The sequence below is a fragment of the Microbacterium sp. oral taxon 186 str. F0373 genome (assembly GCF_000411455.1).
Classification (GTDB): domain Bacteria; phylum Actinomycetota; class Actinomycetes; order Actinomycetales; family Microbacteriaceae; genus Microbacterium.
The window spans coordinates 1,690,463-1,704,695 of the sequence record NZ_KE150457.1 but is presented as its reverse complement, the minus strand read 5'-3'; the positions used below and the strand labels follow the sequence as shown (position 1 = coordinate 1,704,695).

Genomic DNA, 14,233 nt, shown 5'->3' with positions numbered 1-14,233 from the left:
GTCGACGGCGCTCAGGAGGAGAAGAACGCCCCCGCCGCACGGGTGAGGGCGAACAGGTCGGCCGTGCCGGCGAGCTCGCGCGCGGAGTGCATCGAGAGGATGGGAATGCCGACGTCGACAGTGCGGATGCCGAGACGCGTCGCCGTGATGGGGCCGATCGTCGATCCGCACGGCACGGCGTTGTTCGAGACGAACTCCTGGGAGAGCACGCCCGCGGCGTCGCACCAGCCGTGCCAGGCGGCCGCGCCGACGGCATCCGTCGCGTAGCGCTGATTCGCGTTGATCTTCAGGATCGGACCACTGCCGAGGACGGGCTGGACGACGGGGTCGTGCTTGTCGGGATAGTTCGGGTGCACGGAGTGACCGACGTCGCTGGAGACGCACCAGGATGCCGCCAACGCACGCAACTGCTCGTCCCGGTCGGCCCCGAGCCCGCGCTGCACCCGCTCGATCACGTCCGACAGGAACGGGCCGGCGGCGCCGGAGCGCGTCGCCGAGCCGACTTCCTCGTGGTCGAAGACCGCGAGCATCGGGATGTGCGCGGTGTCGGACGGCGCGGCGACGAGGGCGGTGACGCCGGCGTGCACCGACGCGAGGTCGTCGAGACGGCCGCTGGCGAAGAAGACATCGTCCTTGCCGAAGACAGCACCGCGGGTGGCATCGGCGGTCACGATGTCATAGCCGCGGATGCACCCGGCGTCGACGCCGGCGGCGGCTGCGAGCTCGGCGAGCAGATCGGCGGACGCGGCATCACCAAGTCCCCAGACGGGCTGGGTCTGGGTCTGCTTGTTCAGAGCGAGGTGGTCATTGGCCTCGCGGTCGAGGTGGATCGCGAGCTGCGGCAGCCGCAGCAACGGCCCGGTCGCGGCCAGCACGGCCGAGCCGTCATCGAGCACGAGGCGTCCGGCGAGGCGCAGCTCGCGATCGAGCCAGGAGTTCAGCAGCGGGCCGCCGTAGATCTCGACGCCGGCTTGCAGCCAGCCGAGGCGTCCGGTGGTCGGCTTGGGCTTGAGCTTCAGCGCCGGGGAGTCGCTGTGCGCGCCGAAGACGTGGATGCCGGTGCGCGCGCCTGCCCCGCGGGGCAGCACCCAGGCGATGACGGCACCGTCGCGCACGACGACGTAGCGCCCACCCGGAACGAGCGGCCAGCCCTCTTCCTCGGCGAGCGAGGTGAACCCGGCAACCTCGAGGCGGCGTGCGACCTCCGCGGCCGCGTGGAAGCTCGAAGGGGACGCGGCGACGAAGTCGGCGAGGTCGTCGGCGTGGGCACGGACGGCAGCGGAGGCGGGCATGTTCTCAGCGTAGTTCGGGCCCTGTGCTCACGCCGCGCGGCGCCGCGTCAGTGCGCGCTGGACGAGCAGGGCGATCAGGCGCCACCCCAGCAGGAACACCGCCAGCACGATGCCCGCGACGATGACGAAAGAGACGGCGATGCCCTGACCGGACACCACGCGCAACAGCATGCCACCCGCGACGGTCACCGCCCACACCGGCAGACCCGTGCGCGCCACCGCACGCGGCGCCCTCCAGGCCCGCGCGATCAGCCAGCCGAGCAGCAGAGCCGCCAGGAACGGCCACGCCGTGATCGCAAGCCCCGTCCACACGTCGGAATCGTGGCTCGCACGCCCGACGGCCGCGAAAGTCACGACCAGCGCGGCGTCGAGGACGAAGGAGAGGAGAACGGAGGCGGATCGCGACATGCCTTCCATCCTCCTCCCGTCGCGCGGCGGTCTCGGGCAGCGCGTGGGAATGCCGGCGCGGACACCGGGCGTTGCCACCGACATGACAACAGTAGGAATCATCGGAGCAGGACACATCGGCAGCGCACTCGCGGAGGGCCTCGTCAACCGCGGCTACGAGGTCGTCATCAGCAACTCGCGAGGACCCGAGACCCTTGCGGACCTCGTCGCCCGACTCGGTGCGACGGCGCGCGCGGCGACCCCCGCCGAAGCCGCGGAGGCGGCGGACTGGGCGATCGTCACCGTGCCGCTGAAGGCGATCGACGACATCCCGGCCGCCCCTTTGGCCGGCAAGATCGTCCTCGACACGAACAACTACTACTGGGAGCGCGACGGGCACATCGTCGCACTCGACGACAAGCAGACGACCACGACGCAGATGGTGCAGGAGCACCTCGCCGGCGCGCACGTCGTGAAGGCGTTCAACCACATCCCCGCCGCCGCCATCCTCACCGACGGCGCCCCGGCCGGCACCCCCGGTCGCCGGGCTCTCGCCATCGCGAGCGACCATGCGGATGCCGCAGCCCTCGCGAGCGCCGTCTACGACGAGTTCGGCTTCGACACGGTCGACATCGGATCGGTCGCCGAGAGCTGGCGCGTCGAGCGCGACCAGCCCGCCTACGTCGTCCGCCAGGACGCCGACGAGCTGCGCGCGAACCTGGCCCGCGCGACGCGCTGAGGCACGTCCTCAGCGCGCGACGATCTCGTCAGCGTTGTCGGCGATCCAGGCCATCAGCGGCAACACTCGCTGCATGAGCTCGTCTCCGCGAGCAGTGAGGGCATACTCGACCCGCGGCGGTACCTCGGGGTAGGCGGTACGGACCACCAGCCCGTCGGCCTCGAGGGTGCGCAGCGTCGACGCGAGCATCTTTTCGCTGATGCCATCGACCGCTCGTCGCAGCTGACCCCACCGAGCCGTGCCCTCGCTGAGCGCCACCAGCACGAGGATGCCCCACTTGCTCATCACGTGATCCAGCACGGTGCGAGTGGGGCAGTTCTCGGTGAAGACCTGGTCGTGATGTGTCCGTATTTCCGCGAGACTTACCGCCATGTAGGTACCTTACCAAAAGGTGGGTACCTGATCTCAGGAATGCATGGGATGCCGGGCACGGTTCTTCTCCTCGGACCCCAACGAAAGGACCTCCCATGACCATTCTCGTCACCGGTGCCAGCGGGCACCTCGGCCACCTCGTCATCGACGCACTGCTGTCTCGCGGCGCCACGGCATCCGACATCGTCGCCGGCGCGCGCACCCTCTCCGCGATCGACGACCTCGCCGCGCGCGGCGTGCGCACCGTGCACCTGGACTACAACGACCCCGCCACGATCACGGCTGCTCTCGACGGCGTCGACACGGTGCTGCTGATCTCCGGCTCGGAGGCGGGCCGCCGCTACGCCGGTCACAAGAACGTCATCGACGCGGCAGTCGCCGCCGGCGTCTCGAAGTTCGTCTACACGAGTGTGTCGAAGGCCACGAGCTTCGACTGGCCGCTGGGCGCCGAGCACAAGGCCACCGAAGAGGCACTCGTCGCGAGCGGGCTGCCCACCGTGATCCTGCGCAACGACTGGTACACCGAGAACTACGTCGGCGACGTGCAGCGCGCCGCCGAGTCCGGCGTCATCGCAGCCTCGGTCGCCGACGGCCGGGTCGCCCCCGCCGCCCGCGCCGACTACGCCGAAGCCGCCGCGGTGGTGCTCCTGGAAGACGGACACATCGGTCGGGTCTACGAGCTCGCCGGCGACGCGAGCCTCGGCTACGCCGACCTCGCCGCCGCCGCGGGCGAGGCCCTCGGACGGGACGTCGCCTATGTGCCGGTCTCGCGTGAGGACTTCGTCGCCGCGCTGCAGGGCTCGGGTCTCGACGCCGGGACCGCCGAGTTCGTGGCCAGCATGGAGGACGGTATCCGCGGCGGTGTCCTCGCCGACACCGACGGCACGCTGTCGCGCCTCATCGGCCGCCCGACGACCCCGGTCGTCGACACGTTCCGCGCCGCGCTGGCGGGCTGAACCGAAGGCTCGAGGCGATCGGCCGCGCTCAGACCGGGCGCCCGATCGCCTCGAGCCACCGCAGCCACACCTCGCTGAGGGTGGGGTAGGCCGGCACGGCATGCCACAGCCGGGCCAGCGACACCTCGCCGACGATCGCGATCGTGGCGGCCTGCAGAAGCTCCGCCGTGTCGGCCCCGACGAAGGTCGCGCCCACGAGCACGTCGCGGTCGGTGTCGACCACCGCCCGTGCCTGCCCGCGATAGTGGGCGGCGCGGGTACTCGCTCCCGCGATGTTCGCGAGGTCGCAATCGACGACCCGCACCGCGAGCCCCTCCTTCTGCGCCTGCGCGGCCGTCATACCGACGGCAGCGACCTCGGGCGAGGTGAACACCACCTGGGGGACGGCGACATGATCGGCCGTGGCGACGTGGGCACCCCACGGCTGGTCATCCACCGCGGCCCCGCGCGCCCGCGCCGCGATGACGTCGCCAGCCGCCCGCGCCTGGTACTTGCCCTGGTGCGTGAGCAGTGCCCGGTGATTGACGTCGCCGACGGCGTACAGCCAGTCGCTGCCGTGGACTCGCATCGTGTCGTCGACGTCGAGCCACGAGCCGGGCTCGAGGCCTGCGGTCTCCAGCCCGACGTCGCCCGTCCGCGGCACGCGTCCCGTCGCGACGAGGATCTCGGATGCCGTGACCGCTCCGTCTGCGAGCGTCACCGTGACGGTGCCGGTGGCGGCATCCCGCGACACCGCCTGGATCTCGGCGCCGGTGCGCACCTCGACACCGGCCGCGCGCAGATCTGCGGTCACCGCATCGCCGGCGAAGGGCTCCATCCCCCTCAGCAGGCCGGAGCGGGCGAGGACGGTGACGGCGCAGCCGAACGACGCGTAGGCGGTCGCCATCTCACAGGCGACGACGCCGCCGCCGAGGATGACCAGCGACGCGGGCACCTGCTGTGCGCCCGTCGCTTCGCGCGAGGTCCACGGATCGACATCGGCAAGCCCGGGAATGTCCGGCAGCAGCGCCGCCGATCCGGTGCAGACGGCGACGGCGTGGCGGGCGCGCAGGACGACGGCATCCGTCCCGCCCCGGCGCACCGTGACCTCGCGCTGCGCGCTCAGGCGCCCGTGGCCGCGAACGAGAGCGATGCCGGCGCCGTCGAGCCACTCGACCTGACCGGAGTCGTTCCAGTCATGCACGATCTCATCGCGACGGCGAAGCACCGCCGCCACGTCGACGGGTCCCGACGGCGCAGCGGACAGAGCGCCGGGGGCATCGGCGGCGTCGGCGCGGGCGGCGCCCGCCCGCAGCAGCACCTTGGACGGCATGCACGCCCAATAGCTGCACTCACCCCCCACGAGCTCGGACTCGACGATCGCGACCGTCAGCCCTCCCTGCACGGCCCGGTCGGCGACGTTCTCGCCCACCGGCCCGGCACCGATCACGATGAGGTCGTACTCTGCGGATTCCATCCCTCACGCATACCCGACTGTGACGCCAGATTCCAGCCCCTGTCACGGTGTCGGAGGGATGTGGTTGGGTGGATCATCCGAACCGGAGGACGTATGGCGATCGAGTTCCGCTCCGTCACGAAGCGCTTCGCTGACGGCACCACCGCTGTGGACGAGTTCAGCCTCGTCCTCCCCGCCCACAAGACCACCGTGTTCGTGGGCTCCTCGGGCTGCGGCAAGACGACGCTGCTGCGGATGATCAATCGGCTCATCGAGCCGACCAGCGGCGAGATCACGATCGACGGAGAGCCGATCCGCGATCGGAATCCCGTTCAGTTGCGCCGCGGCATCGGCTACGTGCTGCAGAACGCCGGACTGCTTCCGCATTTCAGCGTCGTCGACAACGTCGCCACGGTTCCGATCCTCAACGGCACGCCGAAGAAGCAGGCGCGACAGCGTGCGCTCGAGCTGCTGGACATCGTCGGGCTCGATCGTGCTCTCGCCGACCGCTACCCGCGCCAGCTCTCCGGCGGGCAGCAGCAGCGTGTCGGCGTCGCCCGCGGTCTCGCCGCCGACCCCAACATCCTGCTGATGGACGAGCCGTTCGGCGCCGTCGATCCGATCGTCCGCAAGGAACTGCAGGCCGAGACCATCCGACTGCAGCGCGACCTCGACAAGACCGTCGTGTTCGTGACGCACGACATCGACGAGGCCTTCCTGCTGGGCGATCAGGTCGTCATCCTCGAAAAGGGCGCCCACATCGCTCAGGTCGGCACCCCCGACGAGATCATCGCCGCGCCCGCCAGCGACTTCGTCGCCGAGTTCGTCGGCGTCGAGCGGGGCTCGCGCGCGCTCACCGCGAAGAAGACCGCGCACGGCACCGTGCTCGTGGATGCCGCGGGCCGCGCACAGGGCGTGCTGGTCGACGGGGCACCATGAACTGGGTCGTCAACAACCTCGATCTGATCGGCGGGCTGACCCTCGCGCATCTGCGCGAGAGCGCGATCGCGATCGTCGCCGCCTTCGTCATCGCGCTCCCGCTCGGCTGGGTCGCGTGGCGCTACACGGCCTTGCGGGGCTCGGTGCTCACCACGATCGGCCTGCTGTACACGATCCCTTCGCTGGGGCTGTTCGCGCTGCTCTGGGCGGTCTTCGGCATCCCCTACCTCTCGGAGAACAACCTCATCATCGCGCTGACCGTCTACGGCGTCGCGATCATGACACGCTCCGTCACCGATGGCCTCGACTCCGTCGACGCCGCCACCCGCGACGCCGCCATCGCCGTCGGCTACGGGCCCTGGCGACGGTTCTGGACCGTCGACCTGCCGCTGGCGGGACCGGTACTGCTCGCGGGTCTGCGCGTCACCGCCACCTCCACGATCGCGCTGGCGACGGTCGGCATCCTCATCGGCGTCGAGAACCTCGGGTACCTGTTCACCAACGGCCTGCAGCGGCGGATCATCCCCGAGGTGCTCGCGGGCGTGGTGATCGTGGTGCTGATCGCCCTCCTCTTCGACCTGTTGCTCGTCCTGGCGGGCCGCCTGCTCATGCCCTGGGCGCCGCGCCGCGACGGCAGTCGGGCCGAGCGTCGCGCGCTGCGGCGCTTCGCGTCGGAGGGGGTCGCATGAACCTCTTCGTCGACGCCTTCGCGTGGATCTTCTCCCCCGACCGCCTCACCGGCTCGCTTCCCCTGCCCGAGGCGATCGCTCAGCATCTCGCGTTCACCTTCGGCTCGGTGCTCCTCGCCGCGCTCATCGCCATTCCGGCCGGCTGGGCGATCGGCCACACCGGACGCGGACGGGAGTTCGCCGTCGCCCTGTCCGGAGCGGCGCGCGCGATCCCGACGCTCGGTCTGGTCGTGCTGCTGTATCTGCTGGTGGGCGTCGTCTACAAGAGCCAGGCCGCCGTCGTGGCCTTCGTCATCCTGGCGATCCCCTCCATCCTCGCCGGTGCGTACGCGGGCTTCGAGGCGATCGACCGCTCCACGATCTCCGCCGCACGGGCGGTCGGCATGACCGGCCGCCAGATCCTGTGGAAGGTCGAGGTCCCGCTCGGGCTGCCGCTGCTGATCGGCGGCATCCGTTCCGCGACCCTCCAGGTCGTCGCCACCGTGACGATCGCCACCTACGTGGGACTCGGCGGCCTCGGCTTCTACATCATCCAGGGCATCCAGCTGCGCGACACCGCGCAGATCCTCGGCGCCTCCCTCCTCGTCGTCGCGCTCGCGCTCGTGCTCGACGGCGTCTTCGCGCTGCTGCAGCGCATCGTCGTGCCCCGCGGCGTCGCCGGCCGCTCCGCCCGGCCGCGGGCGGCGACCCGGGCTGCCACGGCATCCTGACTTCCTCTCCACAGCACCCAACGAAAGGCACCCCTCATGTCCGCACTGCGCACCTCCCGCTTCGGAGCGCGCCTGGCCCTGGCGGCCACGGCGCTCACCGTCACCGCCCTCGCCCTCACCGGCTGCGGCTCCAGCAGCTCACTCGAGCAGCCCGCCGCCACCGGCGGTGCGACCGGCTCGTCCGAGACCATCACGATCGGCTCGCAGGCGTACTACTCGAACGAGATCATCGCCGAGATCTACGCCCAGGCCCTGGAAGGGGCCGGCTTCACGGTCGAGCGGAAGTTCAACATCGGTCAGCGCGACGCGATCATCCCGTCGCTGCAGAACGGCACGGTCTCGCTGACGCCGGAGTACACCGGCAATCTGCTGCAGTACTTCGACAAGAACACCACCGCCACCACGACGGAGGACGTCTACGCGGCGCTGAAGAAGGCCCTGCCGGAGGGCCTGAGCGTCCTCGACCAGGCCTCGGCGACCGACCAGGACTCGTACAACGTGACGGCGGCGTTCGCCGCGGAGCACAACCTCAAGACGATCGCCGACCTCGCCACGGTGCCCAACCTCGTGCTCGGTGGCGCGCCCGAGCTCGAGCAGCGCCCGTACGGCCCCACCGGCCTGAAGGACAAGTACGGCGTCACCGTGACCTTCAGCGCGACCGCGGACACGACGGTCGACGAACTGGTGGCAGGACGCATCCAGCTCGCCAACGTCTACAGCGCTGAACCCGATATCAAGACAAAGAACCTCGTCACGCTCGAAGACCCGAAGGGTCTCTTCCTCGCCTCGCACGTCGTGCCGCTCGTGAACAGCTCCTTCCCCTCCGACGCGGCGGACGTCATCAACGCGGTGGACGCGAAGCTCACCCCCGAGGGTCTCGTCGCGCTGAATGTCGAGTCCAAGGTCGACCAGAAGTCGACGAAGGACGTCGCCGCCGCCTGGCTGAAGGCCAACGGCCTGGGCTGAGCCGTCGCACGACGTTTCGGATCGTCTGCGTTTCGACTCGTCTGCGTTTCGACTCGTCGCTACGCTCCTCGCTCAACGACCGGGTACAAACCCCCGGTCGTTGAGCGCGGGCAGCGAGTCGAAACGCCGCACCCGCGGTCGCGGCTCAGAACGAGCGCAGGCTCGCGCGCAGGCCGCCGTCCGACAGCTCGTCGCGCAGGATGCCGCGGCGACGCAGCACCGGTACGAGCTCGTCGAGCGTGCGGTGGATCGTCACCGGGTGCAGGTCGCCCCACAGCAGCACCCCGTCGTTGCCCCACTCGCCGAGTTCCTCGATCATGTCGGCGAACTCTTCAGCAGTTCCGACGAAGCCGCTGCGATCCGAGATGCGCCCGGCTCGCGAGAGGGCGGTCAAGTGGGCGCGAAGGGGCGCCGTCGCGGCATCCCGATCTCCGATCAGCCGGCGGATCGAGCCCTGCGAGACGTGCTCGGCGAACAGTCCCTCCGGCAGCGGGGCGTCCAGATCGAGCACGGTCAGGTCGGTCTCCAGGTCGCTGGACTGCCGTTGCGCGATCACGCGCAACACCGCATCGTCGGGGTGGGCCGATGCCGCCACGACGCGGTCGGCTTCCTCCGGCGAGGAGACGATGACCGGCTGGATCGCGAACATGATCGTGATGTCCGAGGGCGAGCGCCCGCGCTCGAGCGCGGCGGCGTGGATCTTGGCCCGGTAGGCGCGCACGCTCTGCTCGGTGAGAGGCGCCAGGGCGAGCTGGATGTCGGAGTTCGCGCCCGCGAAGCCGAGACCCCGTCCCGAACCGCCGGGTGAGGCGATGACGGGTTCGCCGCGCCGGAACGGCACGGCATTGAGTGGGCCGTCGAAAGCGAAGTACTCGCCGCGGTGTCGCACCGGATCCAGTTTCGTGCCGTCGGCGTAGACGCCGGTGGCCGCATCGCGCACCAGCGCCCCCTCACCCCACGAGTTCCAGAGGGCGCGGATGCCGTCGAGCCACTCCTCCGCGCGATCGTAGGCCGCGTCATGGCTCAGCTGTGGAGCGTCACCGAAGTGGCGGGCGCTTCCGGTGTCGGTCACGACGTTGAGGCCGAGCCGGTCGCCGCTCAGATGCTGCAGCGTCGCGAACTGGCGGGCGGCCGTGTAGGGAAGGTACGCGGCGGGGTTGACCGTCGGGATGACGCCGAGGCGTGTCGTCGCCTGGAAGAGGGAGGGAGCCAGCAGCAGCGGGTCGAGCTTCGGACCGCCGAAGGCGTGCCGCACCCGCAGGTCGATGGTGTCGGGCGAGCCGAGCGACGGCGCGTCCTCGATGAGCACGAACTCGAAGCCGGCGCGTTCGAGCTCTCGTGCGGACTGCTGGTAAAGGTCGGGACGCGTCCAGTCCCAGTTCCAGTCCAGGTACGGATGCCCCCAGCCATGCGGCCCGAAGCCGCGCGCCAGGAACCAGCCGAAGTGCTGCAACCGGCTCACGCGAGCACCGCGACGGGAACGTCGCTGGCGACCGACAGCGCCTGGGCGAGGTCGTCGATCAGGTCGTGGACGTCTTCGATGCCGATCGAAACCCGCAGCGTTCCGGGGTGCACGCCGACCGCGGTGCGCTCGGCATCGGTGAGCGCCGCGTGCGAGGTGGATGCCGGGTGCAGCACGAGCGAACGGACATCGCCGAGATGCGTCATGTGCGTGAAAACGTCGAGGGCCTCGACGAACCGGCGCGCCGTCTGGGCGTCACCCTGGAGTGTGAAGCTGAACACGGATCCGAACCCGTCGGCGAGATCGCGCTGGGCGAGTTCATGATCGCGATGCGAAGCGAGACCGACGTAGTCGACCGAGGCGATCTCCGGGCGGCTCTCCAGCCACTGGGCGAGGGCCTGGGCGTTGGCGCTCTGGCGCTCGACGCGCAGGCTGAGCGTCTCGATGCCCTGCCCGATCAGAAAGGCATTCAGCGGCGAGGGCGTGGGCCCGAATCGCGGGGCGACCGACTCACGGGCATAGGCGATGCGCGCGTCCTGCCCCACCCGCTCGAAGAGGCTCGGCGCGCCGCCGCGACCCGGCGCGAGCAGATGCGGGTACTGATGCGCGACCGTGGCGGCGTCGATCCGGCCGCTGTCGACGATCGCGCCGCCGAGCACACTGCCGTGGCCCGCGAGGAACTTGCTCGCCGAGTGGACGACGACGTCGGCGCCGAGTTCGAGTGGCCGGACGAGGTACGGAGTGGCGAAGGTGTTGTCGATGACCAGAACGATCCCGTGCCGATGCGCGAGCGCGGCGAGCGCCGGAATGTCGACGAGTCGATTGCTCGCGTTGGAGATCGATTCCGCGAACAGCGCACGGGTCGTCGGGAGGATGGCGGCCTCCCACGCGGAGAGGTCGTCGATCTCGCTGACGAAGTCGGTCGTCACGCCCAAGCGCGGCAGGTTTTCGCGCAGCAGCCCGCGCGTGCCCTCGTAGATGTGCGTCGAGGCGACGATGTGCTGGCCCGCCTCGAGCAGCGAGAGCAGCGCGACCGTCGTGGCCGCCTGTCCGCTGGCCAGCAGCAGCGCCTGCGAGCCGCCTTCCAACGCGGCCAAGGTGTGCTCGACCGCGTCGATCGTGGGGTTGCCGATGCGCGTGTACGCGTAGCCCTCTCCGCGACCGAAATGCGCGGCGGCGTCATCGTACTCGCCGAACTCGAAGCCGGCGGTGAGATAGATCGGTGTCGCACGGGCCGCCGCGATCGCGCCGTCGTCTCGCCGCGGCCGGTCGTGCAGCTGCCGTGTGGTGAATGCTCGCCTGCTCACCGGGTCCTCCTGTCGACATCGACGGATCGGGCGTCGATGACCGACCCATCGTCGCGGTCGAGCGCGGTCGAGGACCAATCGCGTTTCGTCGTGTGACGCCCACTCAGGCCGACGCCGCTGCCGCCCGCGACAGCGCGCGCAGCGCGAGGAAGGTCACCCACCGGGAGGGCTCACCGACCGGCACATCGAGGGGGAACCACACCTCCCCGGGAAAGAGATACCCCTGGAGCCATCGACCATCGCTCTGACGTGCGCGACGCACGATCTCGAGGGTGTCCGCGGCACGCAGATCGAGCGGGATGCCGTCGTGCGCCGCTGCGGCGGTGACATGATCGGCCGCCTTCAGCGCGCTGAAGGGCGCACGGTAGGGATAGACGAGCAGGTCCGTCCACGGTCCGACCTGTGCGCCCGTGGAGAGTCGGGTGCGCAGCCGCCGGGCGAGCAGGTACTCCTCGCCTCGTCGCCGCGAGGCCGCCACCGAGCTGTCACCGGTCAGTTCCTCATACGCCAGCAGACCGCGCACCGCGTTGATCGTCGAATGGAACGAGGAGCGCACCGAACCATCAACCCACTCGCAGTTCCAGCCGCCGTCTTCCAACTGATGGGCCGCGAACCATGCGGCCAGCGGTGTCATGTCGCGCCCCAGCCACGCTCCATTCGCCAACGTCATCGCGTTGATGCAGACATCGACTTCGCCGTCCCAGTACGGCAGGTCGTCGTACTCCCAGCGGGCACTCACAGCGAGCCGGTCCGCCGTGTCACCGAGCGCGGCCGCATCCATCCCCCACTCGCGCAACGTCGTCAGTGTCCAGGTCGTCGCGGTATACGGCTGACCGGGCATCTCATCCTGCGCATCGAAATCGAAACCCCCGGGAAAGAAGGCGCCGCCCGCCCACTGTCCGTCGGGGTCCTGATACGAGAGCAGGCGCGCGCCGTCGCCCTCGAGGGGGATTCGGGCACGCGTCGCGCGCCACACCTCCGCGGGTTCATCCAGGAGGTCGCGTTCGACCTGCCATCGCAGCGTGGGGTCCGAATCGAGCAGCCAGTCCCGAACGGTCTCGTCGATCATGCGCACACCCCTCCCTCGCCAGACCCGCGCGCCTCACCGCGCCCGTTGGACGGGAACACCGAGCCAGTCGGCCAGATCACCGATCTCGGCATCCACCATCTCGCGCTCCTCGGGTTCGAGCTCGATGAACTCGTGCACGGCAGTCACCACGAGGTTCTCCTTCTTCTTGTCCAGCTCGGCGTCCAAGAGGCCGACGAAGCGATCGCCCACGAGGATCGGGTGCGCGAAGTACCCGTAGCGACGCTGGGACTTGGGTTTGAACTGTTCGAGGATGAACTCGAACTCGAACAGCTCTGTCAACCTCGGGCGATCGAACAGCATGCCGTCGTAGGGGTTGAGGATCGCCACGCGACCGCCGGCATCGTCGTCGAGTGCGGCGAGGGCGGCCGGATCCACCCGCCACGACCACGCCGAACCCTCGACCGTGGCGGGTTCCCCCGCCATCCCCACCGGCGTCCACCGGGACTTCTGTCGGGCGATCCCGGCTGCCTGCAACCGTCGCTCCTGCAACACGTGCGCGGCCTCGTCGGGATCGATCACGGGCACCTCGGCGTACACCCGCTCGCCGAGGTCCCACACCCGCTGTCGCCCCTGACGGCCGACGACCGCCGCCTCGCCGACGTAGGAGAGAAGATCGAGCATCCGCGGCACCTGGTTCGAGCCGTACCAGCCGGCCTCGTCCTTGTGCGCGACCTGGCTCGTGTCGTCGATCTGGCCGGCCAGCAGCGGGCCGTCGGCCCGCAGGCGTGCGATGACCTCGGCACGGAAGCGCGCATTCGCCTCCAACCACCCGGCCGCCTGCGCGCGGAACACCCGCGCGCGCATGCCGGCGAGCAACGCGGGCTTCAGGGATGCCGCGTGGAACTGTCCGTCGAACTCGAAGAGCGCCTGGTCGTCCTCGACCGCCTTCGTCAGTTGGCCGGGCTCGTAGCCCCACCCGATCCGGCTGAAGGGGATTGTCTGCTCGGCGGGCGCGATCGTCGCCGTCGGATCGATCTTGATCGATCCGAGCTGCTCACCGACTTCGACGATGTCGCCCGGGCGGTCGGCGTCGAGCAGCTGCGCCCGCACCGCGATGCGACGTGCCTGCTCCCGACTCAGGTGATGCATGCCGCGAGCGTACTCGCCACCGCAGACACGCGCCGCCCGTCATCCCGCCGCGGCAGGCGCGAGCGCGCTGTCGACGGCGACGCGCTCATCGAACACGAAGCAGTCGCCGCGGTAGTGCGCCTGGCCCTGCGCGGCGAACCACCCCAGGATGCCGCCGTCGAGCTGCCAGGCCTCCACCCCCTCCTCGCGGAGGACCAGCGCCGCCTTCTCGCAGCGGATGCCGCCGGTGCAGTAGCTGACCACCGTCTTGTCCTGCAGCTCGTCCCTGTGCGCGGCGACGGCATCCGGAAACTGGGTGAACCGCTGCAGGCGCCAGTCCACGGCTCCCTCAAAGGCGCCGTCGTCGACCTCGAACGCGTTGCGCGTGTCGAGCATGACGACCTCGCGGCCCGCGTCGTCGTGCCCCTGATCGAGCCAACGGCGCAGCGTCTCCGGTGAGACGGCCGGAGCGCGACCCTGCGCCGGACGGATCGTCGGGCGGTCCATCCGGATGATCTCCCGCTTGAGCTTGACCAGCATCTTGCGGAACGGCTGCGCGGACGACCAGCTCTCCGTGGCCCGCAGCGCCGCGAACCGGGGGTCTGTGCGCAGTTCGTCGAGATAGGCGCGCAACGGCTCTGCCGCACCCGCCAGGAAGAGGTTGATCCCTTCCTCGGCGAGGATGATCGTCCCGGTCAGTCCCGCCACGACCGCCCGCTCCCGCAGCGGCCCGCGCAACTGCGCGGCATCCGTCAGCGGGGTGAACAGGTAGGCGGAGACGTTGAGCACGGCGGGAGCGGCAGACACCGTTCGAGCCTACG

The 14,233-nt window shown here is 70.2% G+C and carries 15 protein-coding genes; 6 read left to right on the top strand and 9 right to left on the bottom strand.

Features of this window, described 5'->3' with window-relative positions; genetic code table 11:
* Positions 1-11: 11 nt before the first annotated feature.
* Together HMPREF1529_RS07960 and HMPREF1529_RS07955 are read right to left on the bottom strand one after the other, a co-directional pair.
* On the bottom strand, positions 12-1,292 hold the full coding sequence (locus HMPREF1529_RS07960; protein WP_016464422.1) for a M18 family aminopeptidase: 1,281 nt from the start codon (positions 1,290-1,292) through the stop codon (positions 12-14).
* Between the two features lie 27 nt (positions 1,293-1,319).
* The gene (locus HMPREF1529_RS07955) at positions 1,320-1,700 is read right to left on the bottom strand and encodes a DUF3054 domain-containing protein (protein ID WP_016464421.1); all 381 of its coding nucleotides are present in this window, start codon (positions 1,698-1,700) and stop codon (positions 1,320-1,322) included.
* Positions 1,701-1,749: 49 nt separating this feature from the next.
* Between HMPREF1529_RS07955 and HMPREF1529_RS07950 the strand changes: the two genes are divergently transcribed.
* Positions 1,750-2,418 (top strand): NADPH-dependent F420 reductase, encoded by a 669-nt coding sequence (locus HMPREF1529_RS07950; protein ID WP_157533896.1) that lies wholly within the window; start codon positions 1,750-1,752, stop codon positions 2,416-2,418.
* A 9-nt stretch (positions 2,419-2,427) separates the two neighbouring features.
* Here HMPREF1529_RS07950 and HMPREF1529_RS07945 read toward each other — a convergent pair whose 3' ends face one another.
* Complete coding sequence (locus HMPREF1529_RS07945; RefSeq protein WP_005051350.1) at positions 2,428-2,790, bottom strand: winged helix-turn-helix transcriptional regulator; 363 nt, start codon at positions 2,788-2,790, stop codon at positions 2,428-2,430.
* Between the two features lie 95 nt (positions 2,791-2,885).
* Between HMPREF1529_RS07945 and HMPREF1529_RS07940 the strand changes: the two genes are divergently transcribed.
* Positions 2,886-3,746: an NmrA family NAD(P)-binding protein gene (locus tag HMPREF1529_RS07940; RefSeq protein ID WP_005051352.1), complete on the top strand. Its 861-nt coding sequence runs from the start codon at positions 2,886-2,888 to the stop codon at positions 3,744-3,746.
* Positions 3,747-3,774: 28 nt separating this feature from the next.
* Here the strand turns inward: HMPREF1529_RS07940 and HMPREF1529_RS07935 are convergent, their stop codons facing one another.
* Positions 3,775-5,202 (bottom strand): dihydrolipoyl dehydrogenase family protein, encoded by a 1,428-nt coding sequence (locus HMPREF1529_RS07935; protein WP_016464420.1) that lies wholly within the window; start codon positions 5,200-5,202, stop codon positions 3,775-3,777.
* A gap of 93 nt (positions 5,203-5,295) precedes the next feature.
* Here HMPREF1529_RS07935 and HMPREF1529_RS07930 point away from each other — a divergent pair, with 93 nt between their 5' ends.
* From HMPREF1529_RS07930 to HMPREF1529_RS07915, 4 genes are read left to right on the top strand one after another with little or no spacing between them, the layout of a single operon-like run.
* A complete protein-coding gene (locus tag HMPREF1529_RS07930; RefSeq protein WP_016464419.1) occupies positions 5,296-6,120 on the top strand; it encodes an ABC transporter ATP-binding protein in 825 nt (274 codons plus the stop codon).
* Positions 6,117-6,809 carry an ABC transporter permease gene (locus tag HMPREF1529_RS07925; RefSeq protein WP_005051359.1) on the top strand — a complete coding sequence of 231 codons (693 nt, stop codon included), beginning with the start codon at positions 6,117-6,119 and terminating at the stop codon, positions 6,807-6,809. Before HMPREF1529_RS07930 ends, HMPREF1529_RS07925 begins: the two co-directional genes overlap by 4 nt.
* On the top strand, positions 6,806-7,519 hold the full coding sequence (locus HMPREF1529_RS07920) for an ABC transporter permease (protein ID WP_016464418.1): 714 nt from the start codon (positions 6,806-6,808) through the stop codon (positions 7,517-7,519). The genes HMPREF1529_RS07925 and HMPREF1529_RS07920 overlap by 4 nt, the downstream gene beginning before the upstream one ends.
* 36 nt (positions 7,520-7,555) lie before the next feature.
* The gene (locus HMPREF1529_RS07915) at positions 7,556-8,485 is read left to right on the top strand and encodes an ABC transporter substrate-binding protein (protein ID WP_016464417.1); all 930 of its coding nucleotides are present in this window, start codon (positions 7,556-7,558) and stop codon (positions 8,483-8,485) included.
* A gap of 145 nt (positions 8,486-8,630) precedes the next feature.
* Here the strand turns inward: HMPREF1529_RS07915 and HMPREF1529_RS07910 are convergent, their stop codons facing one another.
* The 5 genes from HMPREF1529_RS07910 to HMPREF1529_RS07890 all read right to left on the bottom strand — a co-directional run bounded on the left by HMPREF1529_RS07910 (position 8,631) and on the right by HMPREF1529_RS07890 (position 14,219).
* On the bottom strand, positions 8,631-9,947 hold the full coding sequence (locus tag HMPREF1529_RS07910; RefSeq protein ID WP_016464416.1) for an LLM class flavin-dependent oxidoreductase: 1,317 nt from the start codon (positions 9,945-9,947) through the stop codon (positions 8,631-8,633).
* Positions 9,944-11,254 carry an O-acetylhomoserine aminocarboxypropyltransferase/cysteine synthase family protein gene (locus HMPREF1529_RS07905; RefSeq protein WP_016464415.1) on the bottom strand — a complete coding sequence of 437 codons (1,311 nt, stop codon included), beginning with the start codon at positions 11,252-11,254 and terminating at the stop codon, positions 9,944-9,946. Before HMPREF1529_RS07905 ends, HMPREF1529_RS07910 begins: the two co-directional genes overlap by 4 nt.
* Positions 11,255-11,357: 103 nt before the next feature.
* Positions 11,358-12,323, bottom strand: coding sequence for a hypothetical protein (locus tag HMPREF1529_RS07900; protein WP_016464414.1), 966 nt, complete (start codon positions 12,321-12,323; stop codon positions 11,358-11,360).
* A gap of 33 nt (positions 12,324-12,356) precedes the next feature.
* Positions 12,357-13,433, bottom strand: coding sequence for a DNA glycosylase AlkZ-like family protein (locus HMPREF1529_RS07895; protein WP_016464413.1), 1,077 nt, complete (start codon positions 13,431-13,433; stop codon positions 12,357-12,359).
* 39 nt (positions 13,434-13,472) lie between these two features.
* Positions 13,473-14,219 carry a sulfurtransferase gene (locus HMPREF1529_RS07890; RefSeq protein WP_005051374.1) on the bottom strand — a complete coding sequence of 249 codons (747 nt, stop codon included), beginning with the start codon at positions 14,217-14,219 and terminating at the stop codon, positions 13,473-13,475.
* Positions 14,220-14,233: the final 14 nt, after the last annotated feature.

Excerpts from the sequence above, each read along its gene's own strand:
- HMPREF1529_RS07940 (WP_005051352.1), top strand. The coding sequence starts at position 2,886 with ATGACCATTCTCGTCACCGGTGCCAGCGGGCACCTCGGCCACCTCGTC.
- HMPREF1529_RS07960 (WP_016464422.1), bottom strand. The coding sequence starts at position 1,292 with ATGCCCGCCTCCGCTGCCGTCCGTGCCCACGCCGACGACCTCGCCGAC.
- HMPREF1529_RS07945 (WP_005051350.1), bottom strand. The coding sequence starts at position 2,790 with ATGGCGGTAAGTCTCGCGGAAATACGGACACATCACGACCAGGTCTTC.
- HMPREF1529_RS07915 (WP_016464417.1), top strand. The coding sequence starts at position 7,556 with ATGTCCGCACTGCGCACCTCCCGCTTCGGAGCGCGCCTGGCCCTGGCG.
- HMPREF1529_RS07900 (WP_016464414.1), bottom strand. The coding sequence starts at position 12,323 with ATGATCGACGAGACCGTTCGGGACTGGCTGCTCGATTCGGACCCCACG.
- HMPREF1529_RS07930 (WP_016464419.1), top strand. The coding sequence starts at position 5,296 with ATGGCGATCGAGTTCCGCTCCGTCACGAAGCGCTTCGCTGACGGCACC.
- HMPREF1529_RS07895 (WP_016464413.1), bottom strand. The coding sequence starts at position 13,433 with ATGCATCACCTGAGTCGGGAGCAGGCACGTCGCATCGCGGTGCGGGCG.
- HMPREF1529_RS07925 (WP_005051359.1), top strand. The coding sequence starts at position 6,117 with ATGAACTGGGTCGTCAACAACCTCGATCTGATCGGCGGGCTGACCCTC.
- HMPREF1529_RS07955 (WP_016464421.1), bottom strand. The coding sequence starts at position 1,700 with ATGTCGCGATCCGCCTCCGTTCTCCTCTCCTTCGTCCTCGACGCCGCG.
- HMPREF1529_RS07920 (WP_016464418.1), top strand. The coding sequence starts at position 6,806 with ATGAACCTCTTCGTCGACGCCTTCGCGTGGATCTTCTCCCCCGACCGC.
- HMPREF1529_RS07950 (WP_157533896.1), top strand. The coding sequence starts at position 1,750 with ATGCCGGCGCGGACACCGGGCGTTGCCACCGACATGACAACAGTAGGA.
- HMPREF1529_RS07935 (WP_016464420.1), bottom strand. The coding sequence starts at position 5,202 with ATGGAATCCGCAGAGTACGACCTCATCGTGATCGGTGCCGGGCCGGTG.